Origin of the sequence: Gordonia sp. LUNF6, assembly GCF_047041125.1 — a bacterium.
In the GTDB taxonomy this organism is placed as follows: domain Bacteria; phylum Actinomycetota; class Actinomycetes; order Mycobacteriales; family Mycobacteriaceae; genus Gordonia; species Gordonia sihwensis.
Map to the genome: position 1 here is coordinate 2,349,024 of NZ_CP178181.1, position 25,756 is coordinate 2,374,779.

A 25,756-nucleotide genomic window follows, 5' to 3' on the forward strand; every position below is an offset into this window, starting at 1 on the left:
TGGCGGTGTGAGCAACACGAGATCGGACATTCTCGCTGCGGCGCGGGCCATCCTCGCCGAGCACAGCCTCGCCGATCTCACGATGCGGCGGCTGGCATCAGATCTCGGCGTCCGGCCGAACGCGCTGTACTGGCACTTCCCGAACAAGCAGTCGATGCTCGCCGCGCTCGCCGAAGACATCCTCTCGACCGTTCCCGGGGCGTCCGAGGACATCGACTGGCTCGCCGATCTGCACCGGTTGGCGACGGACATGCGCCAGGCGCTGCTCGCCGTCCCGGACAGCGCCGAGGTGGTCTCCTCGGCTTGGGCGTCGGGACTGGCCGACCGCGGCATCGAGACGGTGATCGCCGACATCGCCGCCCGCGGCGGCCTCGACCGCCAGGCCCAGTCGGGTCTGGCGACGGCCATCTGCCAGCTGACCATCGGTCTGACGATCGAGGAGCAGACCCGGACACAGATGGAGCGGCTCGGCGTCACCGGACCGTCCGGCCGGGTCTTCGACGCGGAGTTCGACGACGCGCTCGAGGTGATCCTCGACGGCGCCCGGGCCCGCAGCGCCGCACAGACGCACTGACCCGCGCACCGCACCCGCCGCAGGCCGAGATTTCGTCCGGCGCAGGCGGGCACGTAGATTACTGAGGCGGCCACCCGCCCGGGAGGCCCGTGCCCGGAGAGAGAAACCAACGACAGTGCCCGCGTCCACCGATCGCCCTGCCACGGCAACGGCCCCGACGGTGCCCGCCTATCGTTCAGACCTCGACGGTCTCCGCGGCATCGCCATCGCCCTGGTCGCATGCTTCCACGTCTGGTTCGGCCGGGTCTCCGGCGGCGTCGACGTGTTCCTCACTCTCTCGGGCTACTTCTTCATCGGCTCGCTCCTGCGGCACACCATTCACAGCCAGTCGGTCAGCTTCGGGCTCGCGGAGACGATCAACCCCTGGCCGCGGTTCCAGCGTCTGCTCAAACGACTCCTGCCCGCGCTGTACACGGTGCTCATCGGGGTCGTGATCCTGACAGTCCTGGTGATCGCACAGACCCGCTGGCTCAACATCGGCCGTGAGACCTTCGCGAGCGCGCTCTACTACCAGAACTACTACCTCGCGAAGAACTCTCAGGACTACCTCGCCGCGAGCTCAGCGAACAGCCCGCTGCAGCACCTCTGGTCCATGTCCATGCAGGGCCAGTTCTTCGTCGGCGCCCTGATCGTCCTGCTCGCCATCGCCGGACTGATCAAGGTGGCGGGCCGCCGCTACGAGATGCTGACCCGCGCAGGCGTCATCCGCGGTGTCTTCGCGGTCGTCGTCGCCGCCGTCGCCGTCGCCTCGTTCGTCTGGGCGCAGCACCGGCTGCACGTCGATCAGCCCTTCAACTACTACGACACGCGCTCGCGCCTGTGGGAGCCGCTGGTGGGCGGGCTCCTGGCGATCTGGATGCCGCGGTGGCCCATCGCCGACCGCATCCGCAGCGCGGTCACCGTCGCAGCGCTGGTGTTGATCGCCACCTGCGGTTGGTGGATCGACGGTGTCGCCGAATACCCGGGAGCGCTCGCCTGGGTTCCGGTGGGGGCCACGCTCCTCGTCATCTGGGCCGGTCAGGCCTCCGACCGCCCGGCGCCGGCCGCGAACCGGATGCTCGCGAGCCGGCCCGCCGTGTGGCTCGGCGGACTGTCGTACTCGCTGTATCTGATCCACTGGCCGCTGCTGATCTTCTATCTCACCTGGCGCGGAACGCAGCACGCGAACGTCCTCGAAGGCGCGGGCATCCTCGCCGTCTCCCTGGGACTAGCGTGGCTGATGAAACGGTACGTGGAGGATCCGCTGCGCGGCGGCGGCCGCTCGTCGATGGCGCACATCCGGTGGCCGGCGCACCCGCGGATCACCTACGCCGCGATCCTGACCGTCATGCTGGTCGCGATGTCCGCCGGGACTGCCGGAGCCATTCGGGCGTGGGACCGTCACATGGCGACGGTCACCGTCGACACCGCGAACCTCGACCCCGCCCTGTATCCGGGTGCCCGCGCCCTGCTCGAGAACGCGCCCGTTCCAGCACTCGACCCGCAGCCGACGCCGCTCGCGGTGGCCGACGACCTTCCGCAGACCGGCCCGGACGGATTCATGAGCGACTTCGCCGCGACCGAGCCCGCGATCGGCGTCTACGGCGACCCGCACGGCACCAGGACCCTCGCCCTCGCCGGCGGCTCGCACGCCGAGATGTGGATCGGTGCCCTCGACGCGATCGGCAAGGCCAACGGATTCAAGGTCCTCACCTATCTCAAAATGGGCTGCCCGCTGACGTCCGACGAGAACCCGACGAAGCTGGAGGGCACGCCGTATCCCGAGTGCCGCACCTGGATTCTCAACGTGATGGCCGACCTCGAACGGACTCGCCCCGACGCGGTGTTCACGAACTCGACGCGGCCGGACCCGTCGGGCGCCGCCGATCACGTCCCGCAGGGGTACATCGGGATCTTCGACGAACTGACCGGCGCCGGGATCCCCGTCGTCGGAATCCGCGACGATCCGTGGCCGCACAACGACCGCGGGCCGATCAACACACCCGAGTGCCTCGCCGCAGGCGGCACCGCGCGCTCGTGCGGCACGGTGCGGACCAGCGCACTGCATCCGGTCGATCCGGCGACCGACTACGCCGCGCGCAACCCGCTGTTCCATCGGCTCGACCTCTCCGACGGGCTCTGCACCGCCGACTTCTGCCCCGCCGTGGTCGGTAACATCATCGTGTACAAGGACTATCACCACTTGAGCGCGACCTACGTCCGGAGCCTCACCCGGGAACTGTCGCGTCAGCTCTCCGCGGCACTGCCGTGGACCGGCCCGGAGATCCACTGACGCCTCACCTCCGGGGCCAGTGCAGGCGATCGGAGGACAGGTATGGCCGGCACCCCCGCCGACCCGGTGGCCACCTATCGCATCCAGCTCACGCCTGACTTCACGTTCGCCGAGGTGGCCGGGATCCTGCCTCATCTGTGCGAACTCGGTGTCAGTCACCTCTACCTCTCCCCCGTCCTGGAGGCGATGCCCGGATCGCGGCACGGCTACGACTGGTGCCCGCCAGGGCGGATCTCCGGTGTTCTCGGCGGGCCCGACGGCTACCGGCTGCTTCGCGAGCACGCCCGGGCCCTCGGACTCGGCGTCATCCTCGACATCGTCCCCAACCACGTCGGAATCGCGGACCCCGATCACAATCCCTGGTGGTCGGACGTGCTGGTGAACGGCCTGGACTCCCGGTACGCCGAGTACTTCGATCTCGACACCGAGGCCGCAGGCGGGATCGTCAACCTGCCCTACCTCGGCCGCGACGAGGACCTCGCCGATCTGCGACTCGACGAGCGCGGACGGCTGGTCCTCGGCACGCTCGCCGTACCCACCGCCCCGGGGACCGCGTCACCCGGCGACGACCCGCACGCGGTGCACGCCCGCCAGCGGTACCGCCTCGTCCGGCACGACAGCCGCCGCATCGGCTACCGCCGGTTCCTGGCCGTCAACGGGCTCGCCGCACTGCGGCAGGAGGTTCCGGAAGTCTACGACGCGACGCACTCGTGGCTCCGGGAACTGATCGCCGACGACTTGGTGGACGGCGTCCGCGTCGACCACGTGGACGGGCTGCGCGATCCCGCCGGTTACCTCCGGCGGCTGCGCGCCGATCTCGGCGACCATCGGCTCCTCTACATAGAGAAGGGGCTCGCGATCGGCGAGCGGCTCGACCCCGCCCTCCCCGTCGACGGCACCACCGGATACGACCAGCTCCGGCTGATCGAAGCCCGCTTCACCGCACCGACGGGGATGGTGGAACTCGACGAGACCTTCAAATCCGTCTCCGGCGTCCCGGGCGGCGGCGAACTCGGCGCTCTGGCGCGCGCACTTCGCCAGACCGTGCTCGTGGACCTGTTCCCCGACCGACTCCAGCGCGTCGGCGATCTGCTCTGCCGGCGTGCGCCGCACGTTCGCGCCCACCTCGTGCAGCAGGCCGCCGCCCTGATGATCTGCTCCGCGTCGGTCGCCCGTCCCGACTACCCCTCGCTGCGAAGCACGGTGTTGGCCGACATCGAACGGCTGCGGGACGCCAGTCCGATCCTGTCACCGGGGTTCGACGTCCTCCGTGACGCCTTCCACGACCCGGACTACGCTCCGGAAGCGGTCGCCCGACTCGGCGAAGCCGCGGTCGCGGTCTACGGCAAGGCCACCGAGGACATCGGGTTCCACCGCACCGCACGGCTGGTCTCCACGCAGGAACTCGGATGCAATCCGCGGGTCCCGGCCGTGAACCGCAACGACTTCCATGCGCGGATGACCGAGCGTGCGGCCCACTGGCCGCGGGCGCTGACTGCACTGTCGACGCACGACACCAAACGCAGCGAGGACGTCCGCGCCCGGATCGCGGTGATCGCACAGACGCCCCAACGGTGGCGGATCCTGGTCGACGAGCTGCAGCGGATCGCACCGCCGCCGGACCCGGTGATGTGCTACTTCCTCCTACAGAACGTGGTCGGCGTGTGGCCCGACGAGGGCCGGCCGGACGCCGACCTGGCCCGTCGACTCGCGGAGTTCGCGCGCAAGTCCATGCGGGAGAACGGCATCGTGTCGTCGTGGACCGACGTGGACGACGCTGCCGAGTCGGCCGTTCAGCAGTGGCTGACGAGTCTGCAGCACGGTTTCGCGGCGGAGCTGATCGCCGCGTTCGTCGCACTCATCGCCGACGCCGGCCGCGCCGAGTCGATCTCGCGCAAGGCCCTGTCGCTCCTGCTGCCCGGTGTCGGCGACGTGTACCAGGGCACCGAGTGGTGGGACCATTCGCTGACCGACCCCGACAACCGGCGGCCTGTCGATTACGGTCAGCGCCTCGACCATCCGAAGCTCCAGGCCGTGCGGACCGCTCTGGCGGTCCGGCGCAGGCATCCGGGTGCCTTCGCCCCGGGCAGCGACTTCATCGACGTCCCCGCGCGCGGGGTCTGCGCCTCGCACATCGTCAGCTTCGCGCGCGGCCGCGACGGCGAACCGCAGGTGGTCCTCGTCGCGGTTCGGCTGGCCCTGATGTTCACCGGCGCCGAGACCAGAGCTGCCGCCCAGGTGGAACTGCCCGCCGGAACCTGGCGCGATGCCGTCACCGGCGCGGTGTTCACCGGAACCGTCGGTGCGGACGTCCTCCTGGGCGACGGTCCGCTGGCCGTCCTCGAACCGGCGGATTGAGCCGCCGCGGGACGGCTATCCGGGTGGCTATCCGCCGGGGACCGGCGCGGGCGTCTGCGTCGGGGCGGGTGTCGGGATCTGCTGCTGCGCCTGCTGAGAGCCGACGGTGACTCCGGGACCTGCCTCGATCGCGCTCACGAGCCAGTCGCCGTCGACCTTCTTCATGTTCAGCTGGAGCAGGATCGCATTCTTGCCTCCGGTGGTGCTGATGGCGCTGGTGCCCGTCACGTCCACACCGAGGACCACCGTCGCCTGATCGGCACTGAAGGACTCGACCATCGAGGAGGTCACCGTGGTCTTGATGTTCTCGACCTTGTTCTCCTTCATGAACTCGGTGCTGACGACCGCGTCCGAGTCCAGTCGCTTCTTGAACTCACCGGTGCTGAGCGGGCCGACCGCGTCGCGCAGCGACTTGGCGTCCGCATTGGGACCGCTCATCGCCTGGAAGTACGTGCCGACGAAGTTCGACGCGGCGGCCTTGCTGTCGTCGAACGCCGCGAGTTTCTGGTCCTTCTCGTACAACTGCCATCCGCCGACCGCGATCACGGCGATCACGGCGACGACGAGCAGTCCGACGATCGCCTGCTTCACCCGGCGCATCGAGATCGTCACCGAGACGCTGTCGGCCTTCTCCCTGCCCGCCTTCCGCTCGGCGCGCTTGGCCGCATTGCCGGACTCCGAGGCGTCCATGGCAACGGCGGTGTCGTCGGCATCTGCGTCGTCGGGCCGGGCGTCCGAGATGTCTTTCGAGTCGTCTGAACTCATAAATCCTTCATCACTTGTCGAGCGGTACCGTGCGGGCGTTCGGATCGTAGTCCGGAGGCGGACCCGCCGTGTCGTCGCCCTTCGGTCGCGGTGCGTTCGCCGCCCCGCGGACCTGCATGGTCGGATCCTCGGTGACACAGTACAGATTCTTCGGCACGGTGAGTTCGAGGATCTTGGTCGGACGCACCGGAGCGATCTGGTAGTTGCACGACGGCCGCGGATACACCGATGCCAGCGCCCACCAGGCGCCGTCGTGGAACATCTTCTGTGCCTGAATGGACCCGTCCCGGATCGCGGGGAACAGGGTCGCCAGCGCCGGCGCGCGCAGTGCACCCTGTCGCGCGACGTCGAGGAACTGGGTCAGAACGTCGCTGAGCGGATCGGTGATCGTCGCCAGCGATCCGGCGAGGCTCGTGAACTGTTCCGGTCCGTTCCCCAGGAGCGTCCGCAGTTCCTTGTCGGCCGCGACCGTCGCGTCGAAGAGCGAGTCGAGCCCGCCGGCGAGGCGTCCGAGATCCGGTTGGACCTGCGCCGTGGTCTTGAGGATCGTTCCGGAGTTCTTGATCAGGGTGGTGGTCTCCGGCAGCACCTTCGCCAGATCGGCGAAGATCACGCCTCCGGAGTTGAAGACCGACTTGAGCTGGTTGGGCCCGCGGTCGTTGAGTGCGATCTCGAGTTCCTTGAGCGTCGCGGTGAGTTTCGGCGCATCGATCTGGCTGATGACGTCGAGCGTCGACTGCAGCATCCCCGGGAAGGCCGCCGTCACGTGCGTCTGGCCCACCTGGATCACATCTCCGTCCTGCAGGTACGGGCCGTCATCGGTGGTCGGGGTGATGTTCACGTACTGCTCGCCCGCTGCCGACAGGCCGAGTGCGGAGAACGTCGCTCCCTTGTTGATCTTGTAGTCGTCGCGCAGATCGAGAGTCACGTCGACGCTCTTGGGCGTGACCTGAATGGAACGGACCTCGCCGATCTGGGCGCCGCGCAGCATCACCTTGCTGGTGTCCTGCAGGCCGCCGGAGACCGGGAAATGCACCATGACCTGATACGTGCTCTGCCACGGACGCCAACTGAGACTGTTGAAGGCGAGGAACGCCAGACCCACCAGCATCACCACGACCAGCCCCAGGTTGCCGATCATGATCTTGCGTTTGCGCAGCCATCGCATCATGAGCAGCATCCCTTCGTTCCGGTGAGACGAGCGATGATGCGGGCGAGTGTCTGTTCCAGACTGTGCATGCCGTTGGTGACGTCCGCGCCTTCGGGCAACCGCGACGCCGAATCGAATCCGGCGCCCGGCGTCAGCCAGTACACCTTGGCCGAGACCGCCGCCGCACTTCCGGACGTCGACTTGACCCACTTCGGGTTCAGCTCGGCCATGCGGTCGGCGAGCGGCCCGAAGATCGGCGCCGCATTCTCCAGCGCCACCAGCGTGGTGTTGAGGTGGCCGAGCATCTCGCCGAAGTCGGCCTGCTCGGTGTTCAGGAAATCGTTGGTCGCGGCGGTCACCTTGTTCGTCTTGTCGAGGGTCGTCAGGATCATGCCGAGTTGGTCGTTGACCGTGTTGATCGCCGCGGGGAGCTTGTTGATCGCGGCGGCGATCTGGTTGCGGCCGTTCGCCAGTTCCTTCGACCACCGCGCTGTGACGGCCATCGATTGGTCGACCGCCGCCGAGTTCTTGTTGAACTTGTCGATCGCGGTCGTGAATCCCTCGATGGCGCCGTGCAGTTCGGGAGCATTGCCGCCGATGGCGGTGCTGAGCTCGGTGAAGATCCGCTGCAGGGAGCTCACCGAACCCGAGTCGACCAGACCCGTCAGACTCACGAGCAGGTCCTCCACCGTCGCCGCCGCCGAGGTGGGGCCGGCCAGGGTGCCGCCGTCGCGCACCATCCCCTTCGAGGTGTCCGCCGGCGGCTGCAGCGCGACGAAGACGTCGCCGAGCGGTGTCGCCTGACGCAGTTCGGCTCCGGTGCCGATCGGCAGTTCGGTGTCCTTCGCCACCTTCATCGTGACCTCGGCGCGGTAGTTCTTCGCGACGATGGACTCCACCTCGCCCACATCCAGGCCGCCGAGACGGACCTTGGCCTTGTTCGGCAGGTTGAGTGCGTTCTCGAACGAGGTGTGGACGGTGATCGAGTCGCTGATCCCGCCCGGGGCGGGCAGCGGGATCTGCTCCACCGTGACGCCGGGGACGGCGCCGCATGCGGTGAGGCTGACCGTGGTGACGAGTGAGACCGCCGCGAGACCGGCCTTGCGAATCCTGGTCATTTCTTGCTCAGCTCCAACAGTCCGGAATAGATGCCCAGGTCGGGGCCGAAGTCCTTCAGCTGACCGGTGTCGCAGCCCTTCTGGTTCAGGTTGATCGCATTGCAGAACTTGTTGAGCATCTGGTTGTCGAGCAGCGACTTGTCAAGGAAGACCGAGGTCCGCCACGCACCCTGTTCGGCCGAGATCGAGTTCGAGAGGTTCTGGAACAGCAGGGGCGCCACATCGATCGTCTCCACCACCTCGCGGGAGAAGTCCGACAGATTGGCCGCCAGCGACGCCATCCTGCCGGTCGCACCGCTGATCGCACCCGAGTTGGCGGCGAGGAACTCGGAGGTGTTCTGCAGGGTCTTGTTCAGGTCGTGCAGCGACGCGACGAGGCCGACCGACTGGTCGCCCAGCATGTCCGAGACCTGCGTCATCGACGACGAGAACTGCTGCATCTTCGGATAGTTGTCGGTGAGCGCCGTGGTGAGCGTGCTCAGCGACTTGATGATCGACATCAATGCGTCACCGTTGTCCGCGCCGAGCTTGCCCGCCTTCGAGAGCGCATCGAGCGCCTGCCGCAGCTTCTCGCCGTTGCCGGAGGCGATTCCCGAAGTCACGTCGACGAAGTCGGCGATCGGCCCCTCGCCGGGCCGGTCTCCCGACATGGCCTTGACGATCTTGTCGATCGAATCGAACAGCGTGCCGATCTCCACCGGCGCCTCGGTGTGGCGGATCACGTCGCCGTCGCCGAGCTTGGGTCCCTTGGTGTAGGTGGGCGACAGCTCGATGTGCCGCGTGGTCACGATCGAGGTGTTGACGATCGCCGCCGTCACATCGGCGGGCACGTCGACGCTGTTGTCGACGGTCATCGTGACCTTCACCCGAGTGCCCTGGGGCTCCACGGAGGTGATGCGACCGACCGGCATTCCGAGAACCGCGACGTCGTTGCCGGTGAAGATTCCCGACACGTCGTCGAAATAGGCTGTGACGGTGTTGGCCTGGCCCAGCGCCGCGGTCCAGGTGGCGGGCATCAGCGAGCAGCCGCTGACGGTCGTCGCCGTCACCGCGACCAGCGCCACCGCGGCCATCGCGCTCTTGATCCGGGACATCCTCAGCATCCGTCCACCACCCGCGCCGCGCAGAGCCAGTTGTCGGGGAACAGGCCCCACGGCAGGTAGCCGTTCGCATAGGGCCCGTCACCGGTGAGATTCGTGGTCAACCGGGCGGTGACCGGCAGGACGTCAAGCAGCTTGCGCAGGTTGTCGCGGTTCTTCTCGAGTCCGTTCGCAATCGTGTTGAGGTTCGCCATCACCGGTGCGAACTGGTCGCCGTTCTCCGCGGCCACCGCCGACGCCTGATCGGTGAGGGCGGCCACGCCGTCGAGCATCCGGGTCACGAGTTGTTCGCGAGCCACGATCTTGTTCGCCAGTTGGGCGCCCTGGCCGACGATGATCGACAGCGCGAACTGACTGTCGACGACCTGCTTGGTGATCGCATCGGTGTCTTTGAGCAGCTGGTTGATCTGATCGTGCCGATTGTTGAGCACGTTCGACATCCGGGTCAGCGCATCGAGTGTGGGTCCCATGATCGCGGGCGCACCCGCCAGCTGCGTGCTCAGCGTGCGGATGCTGTTGGTGAGGTCATTCGGTTCGATGCCCGCAAGCACCGGGGTGCCCTTGGCCAGGGTCTGCTGGAGGTCGTAGGGCACGTACGTGTGCTGGATCCGGTCGTTCGGCGTCGCCTTGTCGCTTTGCCCGAGCACGATGTCGACGTACCGCTGCCCCAACAGCGTCGACATCTTGATCTCGGCGGAGCCGTCGTCCTTGACCTCGACGTCCTTGTCGACCTTCATGGCGACCTCGACGTGGTCTCCGGCCAGTTCGGTCTTCGACACTTCGCCGACGTCGATGCCCGCCACGCGGACTTTGTCACCGGGACGGATTCCGCCCGCCTGTTCGAAGTCTGCGGTGTACGTCCGCTTACCGAGTCCGGCCGAACTCAGCCCGACCACGGCGACCAGGACGATCGCGATGACGACGACACCGAGGATCCCGTACCACAGCCGGCGGTTGCCGTGGAACGACCGGGCGAGACGCTTCTTCATCGGCACACCACCGAGTGGTTGGTGCCACCGATCTTGTTGATCAGGCCGGGCGGGAACAGGACGTCGCCGATGGAGATGTCGAGGTCACACGCGTAGATGTTCAAGTAGTTGCCCTGCATCATCACATTCGGGAAGTGTCCGAGGAAGATCGGCAGCTCGACCGCGAGCCGGTCCATCTTGGCGCCGTTGGCGATCAGTTTGCCGGTGGCGTCGTCGGCGGCGGTGCCGGCCGACTTGAGGGTCGCGCGGTTCTGCGCGAACACCTGGGCGAAACCGGTGGTGGTCTGGCCGAGCTGATCGATCGCCTTGCCGAACTGCTGAGAGTTGCCGTTGAGACCCTCGATCAGCTTTCCGGTGCTGTCGAGGAGGGTCTGCACCTGGTCGCCCTGTGAGGCCAGTTCGCGCATCACCACCCCCATGTTCGTGATGATCGCGCCGAGCACCTGGTCGCGGTCGGCCATGTCGCTCGCCACCTGCCCGATCTCGGCGATCGTGCGAGAGAGAGACACCTCGTCGCCCTGGAAGGCCTGGATCAGGCTCTCCGACAGCGTGTTGACCTGTTCGGGTGTCAGCGTGTCGAAGACCGGCTGGAATCCGGCGAGGAGTTTGGTGACGTCGAACGAGTCCTCGCCCGGCAGACGCAGCGCCGAGCCCTCGCTCAGCTGAGCCTGCGGTGTCGGACCGTCCAGCGAAAGCGCCAGGTACCGCTGACCGATCAGGTTCTGGTAACGGATCGCGGCCCGGGTGTTCGCGTACACCTTCTGATCGTGCTGGACCTCGAACCTGACGAGGGCCCTGCCGTCGTCGAGGTCGATGCTCTCCACGCGCCCGACGCGCACGCCCGCCATTCTGACGTCGTCGCCCTCCGCGAGCCCGGACGCGTCGTTGAACGTGGTCGTGTACCCGCTGGTCGGCCCGCTCACCGAGCGCTCGAGCGTGGACCAGATCAGATACGTCATCGCCAGCGCGACGATCGCGAACAGGGTGAATCCGATCAGCGGCTTGCGGATGGTCGATTTAGCGGCGCTCACCGGCCTCCCTCCTGCGGTGTCACGGCCGAGACCAGCGGGCCGAGCATGAGGCTGTCGGCCGAGGTCGGCTTCCGTCCGAGCGCGCCCTTGAGCGTCTTCTCGTCCTTTCCGGTCGTCACAGCACTGACCGGCTTCTGGGCGGCGGCCCGCTTCATTCCCGGCGGGTACACCGTCAACGGTCCCGACATGGTCGGGCCCGTGCCGGTCCCGGGGCCGACGCATCCCGGCCCACGGGCCGTCCCGTAGGGGCCGCCGTCGTAAACCGGGCAGTTCTGGCGCGTGTACTGCGCGAACGCACTGAAGCTGACGCCGAGGTTCAGCTGAACGTGGCCGTTCACGCCGGTGAAGACTCCGAGCACCCTGCCCGCCAGGACGTAGAGCTGCTGCAGCGCCTCGGGCAGTGAGTTCGGTTCCAGCGTGATCGCTCCGAGCATCGTGTTCAGATCACGCACGATCCGCTTGCCGCCGTCGCCGTTCTTGGCGAAGAGGGTGTGCACTTGGTCGAGCATCCCCTGGCCGGCCGACAGCAGTGCGGTCAGCTGGTCGGCGTTCTGCGCGATCGTCATCGCCGGAACCACCGACTTGCCGAGCGCGTCGAGCAGTTGCGGGGTCGACTGCGCCAGACCGCGGATCGCCCGGTCGAAGTTCTCGAAACCGGACGGTGCGCCCGGCGGGAACTGCGCGTTGATGGTCTTCCAGTAGGTGTCGAGAACACCGACGAAGGTGGAGAAGGTTGCGCCGCCGCCCTGCAGCGCGTCGGCGATGGTGCCGAGCACCATGCCGAGATCTTCGGGCGGGACACTCCGCAGCAGCGAGCGGAGCTCGTTCTGCGCGTCCTGCAGCCGGATGGTCGGCTCGGAGGTGTCGGCCTTCACCACGTCGCCGCCGCTGATCGACTCCGAGGCGGGATTCGCCGGCGCGATCAGCTCCACCGAGTTCACGCCGAAGAGGTTCGACGGAACGGTGCGCGCGGTGGTGTTCGCCGGGATGCCGGACGCCTGGTCCGGGTTCAGGATCAACGCGACGTCCTTCGTCGGGTTGTCACCGCTGCCGACCAGGGTGATCGAATCGACCGACCCCACGATGAAGCCGTTGTAGCGGACGTCGGCGCCGGGAACCAGTCCGTCGCCGACGTCGGTCAGCTCCGCGGTGACCTCGGTGCGGTCGTCGAACTTGCCCTCGTACCGGGCCAGCAGCAGTGCGAACACGACCACCGCCACGGCGAGGAACGCCAGCCCCCGCAGGAAGTACGTCTTGAGCGACGGATCGCGCCCACCAGTATCGATTCGCATCCGTCACCCCGATATCTTGATGCCGGCCGAGGTGCCCCAGAACACCAGCGTGAGGATCAGGTTCGCGAAGACGATCGTGATGATCGACAGCCGGATCGCATGCCCGGCCGCGACGCCCACGCCTTCCGGACCGCCCGACGCGAAGTATCCGTAGTAGCACTGGATGAAGGTCGTGAGCAGGACGAAGACTATGACTTTGAGGAACGAGAAGACCACATCGCGCGACAGGATGAATTCGTCGAAGTAGTGCAGGTAGGTGCCCGATCCCTGTCCCGACTGGATCTGGAACATGAACTGGCAGGCGATGTAGTTGGCGGCCAGCGAGATCGCGTACAGCGGGATGATCGACAGGACCGCCGCGGCCATCCGGGTCGTCACCAGATAAGGCAGCGGCCGGATCGCGATCGATTCGAGCGCGTCGATCTCCTCGCTGATCCGCATCGACCCGAGCTGCGCCGTGAACCGGCAGCCCGACTGTGCGGTGAACGCCGTCGCGGCCAGCAGCGGAGCGATCTCACGGGTGGTCGCGAACGCCGAGAGTCCGCCGGTGATCGGCGACATGCCGAGCAGGTTGAGCGCCGTGTAGCCCTCGATGCCGACGGTCGCGCCGCCCATCACACCGAGGATCACCATGACGCCGACGGTTCCGCCGCCGACGACGATCGCGCCGTTGCCCCACGCCACGTCGGAGAGCAGTCGCCAGACCTCTTTCCGGTAGTGCGTGAAGGTGATGGGCGCCAGTCCGATCGACTTCACGAGGAAGGTGATCAGGTGCCCCATCGCGACGATGCCGTCGCGCGGCGCCTCCCACAGCTTCCGCAGCCAGCCGAGCGGTTTGAGCAGCGGCGGTACGTAGCGTGACGCGGCCATCTCACACCACCTTCGCCGGCACGACGAGTGCGAACACCTGGGTGAGCACCACGTTGACGGTGAACAGCAGGATCACCGAGTTGACGACCGCCGCATTCACCGAGTTCGCGACACCGGCCGGGCCGCCGCTGGTGGTGAGGCCGCGGTCGCAGGCGACGATCGCCACGATGGCGCCGAAGATCACGGCTTTCACCAGGGCGAACAACAGATCGGGCACGCCGGCGAAGGAAGCGAACGTCCCCGTGTAGCTGCCGGGCGTCCCGCCCTGGAAGTAGACGTTGAACAGGTAGCCGGTGATGAAGCCGACGAAGCAGACGAAGCCGCAGAGCAGGAACGAGACCACCATCGTGGCGAGCAGCCGGGGCGAGATCAGACGCTGGATCGGGTTGACTCCCATCACCCGCATGGCGTCGATCTCCTCGCGGATCGTGCGCGAGCCGAGGTCGGCGGCGATGGCCGAGCCGACCGCACCCGCCAGCAGCAGCGAAGTCACCAGCGGCGCGCCCTGCCGGATGACGCCGAGGCCGGTCGCGGCGCCGGAGAACGACGTGGCGCCGATCTGGCCGGCGATGTTCGAGACCTGGATCGAGACGATGACGCCGATCGGGATCGCCACGAGCAGCGTCGGGAAGACCGACGTGGAGGCCATGAACGCGCACTGCCGGATGAACTCGCCGAAGGGGAAGCGCTTCTTGACGATGTCTTCGATGAGGACCTTGAACACTTCGACGAACATCGCGAGCTGACGGCCGAAGGTCTCGAAGGACTTCTTGATGTGCTCGTCGAACCATTTGCGGGCGCCGCTGTCGGACCAACGACGCGCAGCAGCACGTGGGTGCGCGTCCACCGTGTCTGTGCTCAATCCCCTGCCTTCGCCCTCTTCGCCTCCGCGGGTGCGGTGGGGAGTCGACAGTCGCCGCGCCCCCCGCCGGCCCCACCCCCGAGGGGGTGTTCGGTCGTAATATACACAGCGATTTCGGGAAAGTGTGCCAGGCGCCACACATAACTTCACCTATGTAGGAAATAGGCAGGTGACCCTCCCACGACGCCGGTAACCAGGTGATCGGGTGGTCGAGACGAGGACGGCGGCCGCCCCCGTCGTTACCGGGAGCGACCGCCGTCGCGCTGGGTCCGCCTACGTCAGGTAGCGGTACGCCGGAGTGTCCGGCTCGAGTTGTTCGACGTCCAGACGGGAGCGCTTCATCCGGTCCTGCAACCCGGACAGATCCGACGGGTCGCCGAGTTCCACGCCGACCAACGCGGCCCCGGTCTCGCGGTTGTTCCGCTTGACGTACTCGAACAGAGTGATGTCGTCGTCGGGACCGAGGACGTCGTCGAGGAAGCGGCGCAGCGCGCCCGGCTCCTGCGGGAAGTTCACCAGGAAGTAGTGCTTGAGACCGCGGTGCACCAACGACCGCTCGATGATCTCGCCGTAGCGGGAGACGTCGTTGTTGCCGCCCGAGACGAGTGCGACCACGGTGGCACCGGCGGGAAGATCGAGTTCGCGCACCGCGGTCGCCGCGAGCGCGCCCGCGGGCTCGGCGATGATCCCCTCGTTCTGGTACAGCTCGAGCATGGTCGAGCAGATCGCCCCCTCGCTCACATTCGTGATGGTGACGCTGCCCGGCGCGAGGTCGATCTCCGAGGCCTCGATCACCGGCACCCGCGGGTGCGAGGTGACGTCGGCGAGCACGGGGTGGTTCACCACCCGGGCCCCGGCGGCCGCCATCACGCCGTGCCCCAGGCCGCCGATGCGCTGCACTGCCGCACCGTCGACGAAGGAGTCGACGGTCGGCAGCGTGTACGGTGCACCGTTGACCAGCGCGGCCGCGAGCGACACGGCACCGTGCGGCTCCACGCCGACGATCGCGACGCCGGGGCACGCCGCACGCAGGTAGGTGACGATTCCGGCCATGCAGCCCGCACCGCCGACCGGCAACACGACGACGTCGGGATCGGCTCCGAGCTGCTCGAGGATCTCCTTGCCGATCGTGCCCTGCCCGGCCGCCGTGCGCGGGTCGTCGAAGGCATGGATCCACGTGGCGCCCGTGCGGATCACGTCGCTCTGGGCCGCGGCCGCCGCGGCGTCGTAGGTCTCACCGACCGGAATGAGCTCGACGAACCCTCGGCCATGCCACAGAATCCGGTCGCACTTCTGCTTGGGAGTGGTCGTCGGTACGTAGATCCGACCCTTGACCTGCATGGTGGCGCACGCGAACGCGACGCCCTGTGCGTGATTGCCCGCGCTCGCCGCGACGACGCCTGCGGCCAGTTCATCTGCGCTCAGCTGCGCCATGACGTTGTAGGCGCCGCGGATCTTGTAGGAGCGGACGGTCTGCAGATCCTCGCGCTTGAGATGCACTCGCGCACCGGTGGCGTCACTCAGGCGGGGGCAGTCCTCCAGCGGTGTCCGGCGTACGACGCCGTCCAGACGACGTGCCGCAGCCTCAATGCTCGCCGGGGTGAGGGTCGAATCAGCGGCGGGAGTGGTGTTCGGCGATGAAGTCACGCTCTCCATCGTCCCACCGTTCACGAAGCAGCACATAGCCGCCCCACCACACCGTGATCACCGCGACTGCACTGGCCCACATTGACGCCGTCCCGGAGCCGGTGAAGGTGAACACGAGCGCGGCGACGACCACGCCGGCGACCACAGCGGCCAGCTTGTACAGCGGCCACGGCACCCCGAACACCGGAACCTGCACGGCGCGATGCACAGTTGCGGGCTGAGGTGCCTGTCGGATCAGCGTGGTCATATCCACAGTGTAGCTCAGTCGACGAGTTGAGATTCGGTGAACCGAATCTCGGCCTCGTGCCTGCCCTTCTCAGGTCAGACAGCTCGGGCCCAGGAGTGCCTTCAAATCCCCCATCAGGGCCGACGACGGCGCCACGCGCAGTGAGTCCATCAACCGCAACTGCGTCTGCTTCCGGTCGCTGACCAGCGTCACATGAACGTCGGAGGTCCCCGGATGACGCACGAGGATCTGTTTGAGCGCGCTGACCCGGTCGGGCGTGCAGACGCGGGCCGACAGCGTGAGATTCAGCGGCTTGGTGGTGCCGACCGCTGACAGGTCCGGAACCGCGAGGTCGTTGGCGCTGATCATCGTCGAATCGTCACGCTTGTTGACACGGGCCTTGACCAGGACGATGTTGTCGGGCACCAGGTCCATCCCGTACGCGACGTACGCGCGCGGGAAGAAGTACACCTCGACGCCGCCCACCATGTCCTCGAGCTGGACCGCCGCCCACGGCTCGCCCTTCTTGTTCACCCGTCGGGTCACCGAGGAGATGATGCCGCCGATGGTGATCTGCGCGCCGTCGGCCACCGACCCTTCGAGGAGCGCGGTGATCGAGGTGTCGGTCTGCGCCGCGATCGCGTGCTCCAGTCCTGCCAGTGGGTGGCCGGACACGTACAGGCCCAGCATGTCTCGTTCGAGAGCGAGCTTGTGCTTGGTCTCCCACTCGTCCTCCGGCACCTTGACCGCGAACACGTCCGAGGCACCGCCGTCGTCGTCTCCGACACCGCCGAAGAGGTCGAACTGGCCGACCGCTTCGGCCTTCTTGGTCGACAGCACGGCGTCGATCGCTTCGGAGTGAACGAGGAACAGGCCCTTGCGGTCGTGACCGAGCGAATCGAAACCGCCGGCTTTGATCAGCGACTCGGTGACCTTCTTGCTGCACGCCTGCACGTCGATCTTGCCCAAGTAGTCCGAGAAGCTCGTGTAGGTGCCCTTCTCCTCGCGCGCCGAGATGATCGAGGAGACCACTCCGGACCCGACGTTGCGGATCGCGGCCAGACCGAATCGGATGTCCTCCCCCACCGCGGCGAAGTCGGCACGCGACTCGTTGACGTCGGGTGGCAGCACCGTGATGCCCATCTTGCGACAGTCCGCGAGGTAGATCGCCGCTTTGTCCTTGTCGTCGCCGACCGACGTCAGCAGCCCCGCCATGTACTCGGCCGGGTAGTTGGCCTTGAGATAGGCGGTCCAGAACGAGACCAGCCCGTAGCCGGCGGCGTGCGATTTGTTGAAGGCGTAGCCGGCGAACGGCAGAACCGTGTCCCACAGGGCGGTGATCGCCCCCTGTGAGAAGCCGTTGTTCTTCATCCCCTCCGCGAAACCGTCGTAGGCCTCGTCGAGGATCTCCTTCTTCTTCTTTCCCATCGCACGACGGAGCAGGTCGGCCTGTCCGAGCGAGTAGCCCGCCACCTTCTGAGCGATCTGCATGATCTGCTCCTGGTAGACGATCAGGCCGTAGGTCTCCGCCAGGATCTCCTTGAGCGGCTCCTCCAACTCGGGATGGATCGGCTTGACGTCCTGCAGACCGTTCTTCCGCTTGGCGTAGTCGGTGTGCGCGTTCACACCCATCGGCCCCGGGCGGTACAGCGCCAACACGGCGACGATGTCTTCGAAGCCGGTGGGCTGCATCATCTTCAGCAGCTCGCGCATGGCCGCGCCGTCGAGCTGGAAGACGCCGAGCGTGTCGCCCCGCGCCAGCAGCTCGTAGGTCTTCGGATCCTCGAGCGGCAGCTTGTCGAGATCGAGGTCGATGCCGCGGTTGGTCTTGATGTTCTCGATCGCGTCACCGATGACGGTCAGGTTGCGCAGCCCGAGGAAGTCCATCTTGAGCAGACCGATGGCCTCGCACGAGGGATAGTCCCAACCGGTGATGATGGCGCCGTCCTGCGCACGCTTCCAGACCGGGATCGCGTCGGTGAGCGGTTCGCTCGACATGATCACCGCGCAGGCGTGCACGCCCGCGTTGCGGACCAGCCCCTCCAGGCCGAGGGCGGTGTCGTAGATCCGCTTGACGTCCGGATCGGTCTCGATCAGCGTGCGGACCTCGGTGGCCTCCGAGTACCGCTCGTGCTCGGGATCGGTGATGCCCCAGACCGGGATGTCCTTGGCCATGATCGGCGGCGGGAGCGCCTTGGTGATCCGGTCTGCGATCGCGAAGCCCGGCTGACCGAATTGGACGCGGGCCGAGTCCTTGATCGCGGCCTTGGTCTTGATCGTGCCGAAGGTGATGACCTGAGCCACTTTGTCGTGGCCCCACTTCTGGGAGGCGTAGGTGATCATCTCACCGCGGCGACGGTCGTCGAAGTCGATGTCGATGTCGGGCATCGACACGCGCTCGGGGTTGAGGAACCGCTCGAACAGCAGACCGTGCGGAATGGGATCGATGTTCGTGATGCCGAGCGCGTAGGCCACCAGCGACCCCGCGGCGCTGCCTCGTCCCGGCCCGACGCGGATCCCGACCTCCAGGGCGTGCCGGATGAGGTCGCCGACGACGAGGAAGTAGGCCGGGAAACCCATCTGGTTGATGACCGACAGTTCGTACTCGGCGCGCGAGATGTAGTCCGCGGGCGGATTGCCGTCGAACCGGCGGTCCAGACCGGCCATCACTTCGCGCGCCAGCCACGTCTCCTGCGTGTAGCCGTCCGGCACCGGGAAGATCGGCATCCGGTCGTGGTGCGCGTAGACCTCCTCGTACGACTGCACGCGTTCGCCGATCTCGAGCGTCGAATCGCAGCCGCCGGGGACGACGTCGTCCCACAGCGCTCGCATCTCCTCCGCCGACTTGAGGTAGTAGCCGTCGCCGTCGAACTTGAACCGTGTCGGGTCCGACAGCGTCTTGCCCGTCTGGAGGCACAGCAGCGCCTCGTGCGCCTTGGCGTGATCGCGGGTGACGTAGTGACAGTCGTTGGTGACCAGCGGCTTGATGCCGAGCTTGCGGCCGATGTCGAGGAGCCCCGACCGCACCCGCTGCTCGATCTCGAGGCCGTGCTCCATCAGCTCGAGGTAGAAGTTCTCCTTGCCGAAGATCTCCTGCCACTTGCCCGCCGCCTCGAGAGCCTCGGCCTCGTGGCCCAGCCGCAGCCGCGTCTGCACCTCACCGGACGGGCAGCCGGTGGTCGCGATGATCCCTTCGGCGTGCTCGGCGATGATCTCGGCGTCCATACGCGCCCACTTGCCGAGCTGTCCCTCGATCGACGCCAGCGACGACAGTTTGAAGAGGTTCCGCAGCCCGGTGGCGTTCTCGGCGACCATCGTCATATGCGTGTACGCACCCGAACCGGAGACGTCGTCGGACTTCTGGTCGCGCGTGCCCCACTGGATCCGCTTAGTGTTGAAACGGGACTCCGGTGCGATGTACGCCTCGATGCCGATGATCGGCTTGATGCCGTGCTTGCGCGCGGTGTTGTAGAACTCGCTCGCACCGAACATGTTGCCGTGGTCGGTCATCCCGATCGCCGTCATGCCCAGGCGCTCGGCCTCGGCGAACAACGGGGACATCTTCGCGGCACCGTCGAGCATCGAGTACTCGGTGTGATTGTGAAGATGAACGAACGACCCGGACACGCGGCGACTCCTTGAGGCGATCGAACCAACTTGAGACCACTCCACTGTAGAGAAGACCTCGGACACTTCCGCCGTGGCACGCGGACCTGTGACGGATGAGACGAGCGGCCCGCGCGAGGGCCGATCACCTCCTCGTCTCACGGCTCCCGGAGAACGTCCAGGGCGTGCTGCAGATCGGCCGGGTACTCCGAGGTGAACTCCACGCGACGACCGTCGGCGGGGTGCGCGAAGGCCAGCATCCGGGCGTGCAGCCACTGCCGTTCGAGCCCCAGCCGGCCCGCGAGCCGGGGATCGGCGCCGTAGGTCGGGTCGCCGCAGCACGGATGGTGCATCGCCGAGAAGTGCACACGGATCTGGTGCGTGCGTCCGGTCTCCAGATGAACGTCGAGCAACGACGCCGCCGCGAACATCTCCAGGGTGTCGTAATGCGTCACGGATTCACGACCGCCCGCGGTGACGGCGAAACGCCAATCGGACCCGGGATGTCGACCGATCGGCGCGTCGATCGTCCCGGACGGCGGATCGAGGTGCCCCTGCACCAGCGCGTGGTACCGCTTCTCGACGGTGCGTTCCTTGAACGCCCGCTTCATCAGCGTGTACGCGCGTTCGGACGCGGCCACCACCATCACCCCCGAGGTACCCGCGTCGAGGCGGTGCACGATGCCCTGGCGCTCGTGCGCACCCGAGGTGGAGATGCGGAAGCCGGCCGCCGCCAGCGCTCCGATGACGGTCGGCCCCGACCAGCCGAGCGACGGATGCGCCGCGACGCCGGCGGGCTTGTCGACGACGATGATGTCGGAGTCGTGGTAGAGCACCTCGAGGTCTTCGACCGGTGTCGGCTCCACCGTGAGCGGCTGCTCCGGCTCGGGAAGAAGCACGTCGAGCCACGATCCGGCCGCCAGCTTGTGGGACTTGCCCACCGGGACGCCGTCGACGGTGATGTCACCGGCGTCGGCGAGCGTCGCGACCACCGTGCGCGAGAGACCGAGCACGCGCGCCACGCCCGCGTCCACGCGCATCCCGTGGAGACCGTCGGGGACCGGCATCGCCCGCGAGTCACGCATCGTGGTCCTCCTCGTCCTCGCCCGACTCCGCCGGGTGCTTCTCACTGCCGTGCCGAGCCGCCCATCCGGTGCGGGATCCGTCGTAGTCGTAACCGAGCAGGGTCAGCACGACCAACAGAACCGCACCGCAGACGACCGCCGAATCGGCCATGTTGAAGGTGGGCCACCAACTCCCCACCTGAATGAAGTCGACCACATGGCCGCGCAGCGGCGCCGGATCGCGGAACATCCGGTCGGTCAGATTGCCCAGCGCCCCGCCCAGCACCAGGCCCAGGCCGATCACCCAGCCCAGCGAACCGAGCCGCTTGGCGTAGCGCGCGATCACCACGACGACGGCCAGCGCGACGAAGGTCAGCACCCACGTGTAGCCGGTGGCCATGGAGAACGCCGCGCCGCTGTTACGGACCAGGTGAAAGGTGAGGAAGTCGCCGATCACCGACACCGTCTCACCGGGTTCCATCTTCGCAACCACCAGCACCTTGCTGAGGACGTCGATCAGGTAGGCGGCGACCGCCACCGCGATGAGAACGGGGATCAGCCCGACTCCGCGGCGGCGCGCCGGGTCTCCGGCGCGCTGCGCCGCAGGTTGGTTCATGACCTCAATTCTCCACATCGGCCGCGTCGGCGTCGCACCCCGCCTCGTCGGGACGGCCCGCGGCCCGCACTACTCTGGCTCGGGTGACTGTCTCGTCTCCGGTTTCCCCGCGTTCCACCACTGCCCGCCGCGCCGTCGGCATGGCCGCCGCGGCGGTCGTTCTGGCGTCCGGCGCCGCGGCGTGTTCGTCTTCGAACGACGCCTCCGGCGACGGTCCGTGTGCCACGACGCCGGCCAGCAAGTCCGACGGCGCGCGGTCGATCACCGTGCCCGACGCCGAGGTGACCGTCCTCTCCCCCGGCGAGGGTCCGGCGCAGCCGCTCACCGTCTCGCCGAGGACCGATGCCGCCCAGCGGGTCACGCTGGAGACCTCGTCGCTCGAGGCGAGCGTGGCACCGACCTCGCGCACGGAGAACACCAATCAGGTGCAGAAGACCGAGCAGCAACTCGTCACTCCGATCACCGCGCGCGCCGTGTGCGACGATCCGAGCAGTCTCGAGTTCTCCATCGGAACGCCCACCAGCAAGGACACCGCTCTCGACGGCCTGCTCGGCGCGCTCGACGGATCCACGGGCGGCATCTCGTACGCCCCGGGCCTGGTGCCCACCCGGCTGCGCCTCAAGCCCGACGAATCGTCCGAGTCACCCGCACGCAGCGCGCTGGAGCAGTCGCTCGTCGGGGCGTTCGACTACGCGGTGCCGGTGCCGACCACCCCGGTGGCCCCGGGTGCCCGATGGCAGTCGCTGCGGACGGTGTCCGCGGCCGCGACGGTCACCCAGACCATGACCGTGACACTGACCGCTCGCGAAGGCGACATCCTCAAACTCGACGTGCGGGTCGACGAGACACCGGTCGACTCGGTCTTCTCTATCCCGGGGTCCGACGCGAAGCTGCACATCGCGAAGTTCTCGATGAGCGGCTCGGGCTCGTTGACGGTCGATCTCCGCTCGCTGCTGCCGGTCTCGGGCGACCTCACGATGAAGGGCGGCCGCGAACTGACCGGCGACGACCCCAACCGGCCCATCCTGCAGCAGAACGAATTCACCCTCACCTGGCGGAAGTCGGAATGACTCCGCGCCTGGCGAGGGCGAATGGATGTGCTCCGGTCAGCGGCTGACCGGAATCAGCCCGCGGCCTTCTTGCTCGAGGTCGCGCTCTTGGCCTTGCTCGACGGCGAAACGCACAGCGGCGACTGCACGTCGGTCTGGCTCAGCAGCGGGCAGACGGTCTCCTTGGAGAGCTTCCAGCGGCCGTTGTCGAAGACGATCGACGCGTCGATCTTGGTCGGCGGGTTGTTCGGCAGCTTCACCTCGACCTTCACCTTGGCTCGGTTGGGCCCGGCCTTCAGGATCGGCTTCTTGATCTCGTAGGTGACGTCCGGGTTCTCCTTCTTGGCCTTCACCAGCTGCGTGAAGAGGTTCGGGTCCACCTCGGAGCCCTCGACCAGGTCGGTCTTGGCCGCCGGCTTGATATTCGGATCGAGCGCCTTCTGAAGCATGTCGTTGAGTGCGGCGACGCCGGGAACCTTGTTCGGGTTCGTCATCTCGGCCTCGGTGCCGGTGGCCGCACTGCTCGTGGCCGCGGCGCTGGACGTGGTGGCACTGGGCACGGGCGGAGCGTCGGAGTTGTCGTTGCCGCCGCACGCCGCGGTCGCGGCGATGGCGCCGGCAAGCACGGCACCGGTCACGATTCTGCGAATGTTCACCGAAGTAGTCCTCACATTGGGGTCGGATTCCAGCGGGCCCTCCCAGACCCGAACTCAGACCACTATGCCAAAGAGCCCGCGATCCGCACACTCGCTCAGGCCGGTATCGGGTGACTTCTCAGCTTGGTCTCATCTGTCTCGCCAGCCCCACCGCGAGCTGCAGACACGATCGACGCGGGATGCAAGAATCGAGACCATGAGCACACGTCAGGTCGTGATGATCACCACTGGCGGCACCGCCGCCTCGCAGACCACCGACGACGGGGCCGTGCCGGTCCTGCACGCGGCCGACCTCGTCCCGGCGACCGCCGACGACGTCCGGGTCGCACCCGTCGAGCTGATGGCCAAGGACTCGTCGGCGATGACCGTCCGCGACCAGTTCGCAATCGTCGCAGCGATCGCCGAGGCCTTCGCCGATCCCGCGGTCGCCGGAGTGGTGGTGACGCATGGAACCGACACTCTCGAGGAGACCGCCTACTTGGCGGACGTCTTCGCCGCCGACCCCCGCCCGGTGGTGTTCACCGGCGCGCAGTTCCCGGCCGATCACCCGCTCTCCGACGGTCCGGCCAACATCGCCGCCGCGGTGGCGCTGGCGGCCGACGCGGACTCGCGCGGACGCGGTGTGCTGGTGGCGATCGGCGGCCGGGTTCTCGGCGCGCGCGGCGTGTTCAAGACCTCGACCACCGAGGTCACCGCATTCGACACCGTCCATCCCGACCTGCCGCGACCGCTGGTCTCGGACACTCTTCCCGAGGGCAGGCCGGCCCGTGTCGACCTGCTCGCGCTCTACCCCGGCGTCTCACCCGGCACCATCGCGTCGGCGGTCGCCCAGCGGGCGGCGGGCATCGTGCTGTCGGCGACCGGCTCTGGCAACACCCATCCCGACATCACCGCCGAGGTGAATCTCGCGGTGCAGCGCGACGTGGCGGTGGTCGTGTCGACCCGGGTCCCGTACGGCCCGGTGGAGCCGACCTACGGTGGTGGTGGCGGCGGCGTCGATCTCGTCCGGGCCGGCGCGATCTTCTCCCCGTGGCTGCGGGCGCCGCAGGCGCGGATGGCCCTCATCGCCCTGCTCTCCCGCGGCGCCGACGCCGACGCGATCGCCGCCTTCTTCGCGGCGTCGTCCCCCTGACCGCACAGCCCCAGCTGTACTGTCTAGTCCGGATCCCCCGATTCGGCGACCTCGTCCCAGGCGAGGCTGTCGAGCGGGTCCGCCCGCGTCAGTCTCGGCTCGGGCAGTCGGAAGGTCTGCGCGCGGCCCGGACCGGTCGCGCGCGTCTCGAACCGGACGGTCACGAAGCCGTGACCCCCGCCCTGCACCCATCCGTGGCCGTGATCGGGATGCGAGACGTCGGTACCGGTGGGCCAGTCGACGACGGGTTCGGCGGCGGTGTCCTCGTCCGGGACGCCGGGCGCACCAGTGGCCGCAGCCCCCGTGCCGGAGGGCGACGCGGAGTCACCGAGGTCACCGAGATCGGGAAACAGCGTCTCCTGGTGAGTGTCCGACAACCCGGAGTATCCGACGCCGACCAGGCGGATCGGCCCCACCTCCAAGGGATCGAGCATCACCCGGTGCGCCGCCGCGGTCAGCGCATCGAGGTCGGTCGTCGGCGCGGGCAGAGTGGTCGAGCGGGTCAGGATCGACATGTCGGAGCGGCGCAACTTCACCACCACGGTCCGCGCGCCGCGGCCGTCCGCCAGCAGCCGTCGATGCGCATGCGACGCCGCGCCCGAGACGGCCGCCCGGAGTTCGGCCGCGCGCACGATGTCGACCGCGAAGGTCGATTCGGCGCTGATCTGCTTCGCCTCCGCCCGCTCGGTCACCGGGCGATCGTCGATCCCGCGCGCGAGCCGGTGCAGCGACGGTCCCGCGGTGGCGCCGAGGACCGAGGCGACCTCGACATCCGAGAGCGCTGCCAGGTCGCCGATGGTCTCCACTCCCAGCCGAGCCAGTCGGTCTCCGGTCACCGGGCCGATCCCCCACAGCTTGCGCACCGGCAGCGCTTGCAGGAAGTCCAATTCCGTGGACGGCGGAATCACCTTGGCCCCATCGGGTTTGGCCATTCCGGAGGCGATCTTGGCGATCTGTTTGCCCGAGCCGAAGCCCACCGAAGCGGGCAGCCCCGTCTCCTCCCGGATCGCGGCGCGCAGCCGGTGGGCGAAGTCGAGCGCGTCGGCGGCGGTGGCGCCCGCGAGCTCCTGCGGTTCGCCGAACGCCTCGTCGAACGAGAGCGTCTCGATGACCGGGACGAAGGTTCTCACGAGTCCGAAGACGCGGCGGCTCACCACCGAGTACACCGATCCGCGCGGCGGAACCACCACCGCGGAGCCGCCGACCAGCCGCCGCGCCTGATGCATCGGCATCGCCGAACGGGCACCAAACGTCCGCGACTCGTAGCTGGCTCCGGCCACCACGCCGCGGCCACCGGTGCCGCCGACGAGCACCGGACGCCCGGCCAGGGTCGGCCGCGTGAGCTGCTCCACCGACGCGAAGAAGGCATCCATGTCGAT

General features: G+C 67.8%; 21 protein-coding genes. 5 read left to right on the forward strand and 16 right to left on the reverse strand.

Features of this window, described 5'->3' with window-relative positions:
* Positions 1–7 precede the first annotated feature (7 nt).
* From ACK8HH_RS11000 to treY, 3 genes are all read left to right on the forward strand, one after another.
* Positions 8–574 (forward strand): TetR family transcriptional regulator, encoded by a 567-nt coding sequence (locus ACK8HH_RS11000; RefSeq protein ID WP_006895361.1) that lies wholly within the window; start codon positions 8–10, stop codon positions 572–574.
* Between the two features lie 115 nt (positions 575–689).
* Positions 690–2,846, forward strand: a complete 2,157-nt coding sequence (locus ACK8HH_RS11005) for an acyltransferase family protein (protein ID WP_006895360.1) — start codon at positions 690–692, stop codon at positions 2,844–2,846.
* A 42-nt stretch (positions 2,847–2,888) separates the two neighbouring features.
* Entirely contained in the window at positions 2,889–5,204 is a 2,316-nt protein-coding gene (treY, locus tag ACK8HH_RS11010; protein ID WP_062366740.1) for a malto-oligosyltrehalose synthase, read from the forward strand.
* A gap of 27 nt (positions 5,205–5,231) precedes the next feature.
* On the opposite strand, the gene ACK8HH_RS11015 is transcribed toward treY, so the two are convergent.
* The 14 genes from ACK8HH_RS11015 to lspA all read right to left on the reverse strand — a co-directional run bounded on the left by ACK8HH_RS11015 (position 5,232) and on the right by lspA (position 21,540).
* On the reverse strand, positions 5,232–5,969 hold the full coding sequence (locus tag ACK8HH_RS11015) for a hypothetical protein (RefSeq protein WP_039866959.1): 738 nt from the start codon (positions 5,967–5,969) through the stop codon (positions 5,232–5,234).
* A 10-nt stretch (positions 5,970–5,979) separates the two neighbouring features.
* Positions 5,980–7,149: an MlaD family protein gene (locus ACK8HH_RS11020; protein WP_039866956.1), complete on the reverse strand. Its 1,170-nt coding sequence runs from the start codon at positions 7,147–7,149 to the stop codon at positions 5,980–5,982.
* A complete protein-coding gene (locus ACK8HH_RS11025; protein ID WP_006895356.1) occupies positions 7,137–8,237 on the reverse strand; it encodes an MlaD family protein in 1,101 nt (366 codons plus the stop codon). Before ACK8HH_RS11025 ends, ACK8HH_RS11020 begins: the two co-directional genes overlap by 13 nt.
* The gene (locus ACK8HH_RS11030) at positions 8,234–9,340 is read right to left on the reverse strand and encodes an MCE family protein (RefSeq protein WP_039866954.1); all 1,107 of its coding nucleotides are present in this window, start codon (positions 9,338–9,340) and stop codon (positions 8,234–8,236) included. The genes ACK8HH_RS11025 and ACK8HH_RS11030 overlap by 4 nt, the downstream gene beginning before the upstream one ends.
* Complete coding sequence (locus ACK8HH_RS11035; RefSeq protein WP_412475176.1) at positions 9,334–10,326, reverse strand: MCE family protein; 993 nt, start codon at positions 10,324–10,326, stop codon at positions 9,334–9,336. The genes ACK8HH_RS11030 and ACK8HH_RS11035 overlap by 7 nt, the downstream gene beginning before the upstream one ends.
* Complete coding sequence (locus tag ACK8HH_RS11040; protein WP_006895353.1) at positions 10,323–11,357, reverse strand: MlaD family protein; 1,035 nt, start codon at positions 11,355–11,357, stop codon at positions 10,323–10,325. The genes ACK8HH_RS11035 and ACK8HH_RS11040 overlap by 4 nt, the downstream gene beginning before the upstream one ends.
* Positions 11,354–12,649 carry an MlaD family protein gene (locus ACK8HH_RS11045; RefSeq protein ID WP_006895352.1) on the reverse strand — a complete coding sequence of 432 codons (1,296 nt, stop codon included), beginning with the start codon at positions 12,647–12,649 and terminating at the stop codon, positions 11,354–11,356. The genes ACK8HH_RS11040 and ACK8HH_RS11045 overlap by 4 nt, the downstream gene beginning before the upstream one ends.
* Positions 12,650–12,652: 3 nt before the next feature.
* Positions 12,653–13,519, reverse strand: a complete 867-nt coding sequence (locus tag ACK8HH_RS11050; protein ID WP_006895351.1) for an ABC transporter permease — start codon at positions 13,517–13,519, stop codon at positions 12,653–12,655.
* A 1-nt stretch (position 13,520) separates the two neighbouring features.
* The gene (locus ACK8HH_RS11055) at positions 13,521–14,366 is read right to left on the reverse strand and encodes an MlaE family ABC transporter permease (protein WP_006895350.1); all 846 of its coding nucleotides are present in this window, start codon (positions 14,364–14,366) and stop codon (positions 13,521–13,523) included.
* A 288-nt stretch (positions 14,367–14,654) separates the two neighbouring features.
* Positions 14,655–16,037, reverse strand: coding sequence for a threonine ammonia-lyase IlvA (gene ilvA / locus ACK8HH_RS11060; protein WP_006895349.1), 1,383 nt, complete (start codon positions 16,035–16,037; stop codon positions 14,655–14,657).
* On the reverse strand, positions 15,994–16,275 hold the full coding sequence (locus tag ACK8HH_RS11065; protein ID WP_039866952.1) for a hypothetical protein: 282 nt from the start codon (positions 16,273–16,275) through the stop codon (positions 15,994–15,996). The genes ilvA and ACK8HH_RS11065 overlap by 44 nt, the downstream gene beginning before the upstream one ends.
* A gap of 69 nt (positions 16,276–16,344) precedes the next feature.
* On the reverse strand, positions 16,345–19,881 hold the full coding sequence (dnaE, locus tag ACK8HH_RS11070; protein WP_006895348.1) for a DNA polymerase III subunit alpha: 3,537 nt from the start codon (positions 19,879–19,881) through the stop codon (positions 16,345–16,347).
* 137 nt (positions 19,882–20,018) lie between these two features.
* On the reverse strand, positions 20,019–20,945 hold the full coding sequence (locus tag ACK8HH_RS11075; RefSeq protein WP_006895347.1) for an RluA family pseudouridine synthase: 927 nt from the start codon (positions 20,943–20,945) through the stop codon (positions 20,019–20,021).
* A complete protein-coding gene (gene lspA, locus ACK8HH_RS11080; RefSeq protein WP_006895346.1) occupies positions 20,938–21,540 on the reverse strand; it encodes a signal peptidase II in 603 nt (200 codons plus the stop codon). Before lspA ends, ACK8HH_RS11075 begins: the two co-directional genes overlap by 8 nt.
* A gap of 83 nt (positions 21,541–21,623) precedes the next feature.
* Here lspA and ACK8HH_RS11085 point away from each other — a divergent pair, with 83 nt between their 5' ends.
* A complete protein-coding gene (locus ACK8HH_RS11085) occupies positions 21,624–22,610 on the forward strand; it encodes a hypothetical protein (protein ID WP_412475177.1) in 987 nt (328 codons plus the stop codon).
* A gap of 53 nt (positions 22,611–22,663) precedes the next feature.
* On the opposite strand, the gene ACK8HH_RS11090 is transcribed toward ACK8HH_RS11085, so the two are convergent.
* On the reverse strand, positions 22,664–23,245 hold the full coding sequence (locus ACK8HH_RS11090) for a hypothetical protein (RefSeq protein WP_006895344.1): 582 nt from the start codon (positions 23,243–23,245) through the stop codon (positions 22,664–22,666).
* A gap of 196 nt (positions 23,246–23,441) precedes the next feature.
* On the opposite strand from ACK8HH_RS11090, the gene ACK8HH_RS11095 reads away from it, so the two are divergent.
* On the forward strand, positions 23,442–24,377 hold the full coding sequence (locus tag ACK8HH_RS11095) for an asparaginase (RefSeq protein ID WP_006895343.1): 936 nt from the start codon (positions 23,442–23,444) through the stop codon (positions 24,375–24,377).
* Positions 24,378–24,400: 23 nt separating this feature from the next.
* On the opposite strand, the gene ACK8HH_RS11100 is transcribed toward ACK8HH_RS11095, so the two are convergent.
* Positions 24,401–25,750 (reverse strand): DNA polymerase IV, encoded by a 1,350-nt coding sequence (locus ACK8HH_RS11100; RefSeq protein WP_045537446.1) that lies wholly within the window; start codon positions 25,748–25,750, stop codon positions 24,401–24,403.
* Between the last annotated feature and the right edge of the window lie 6 nt (positions 25,751–25,756).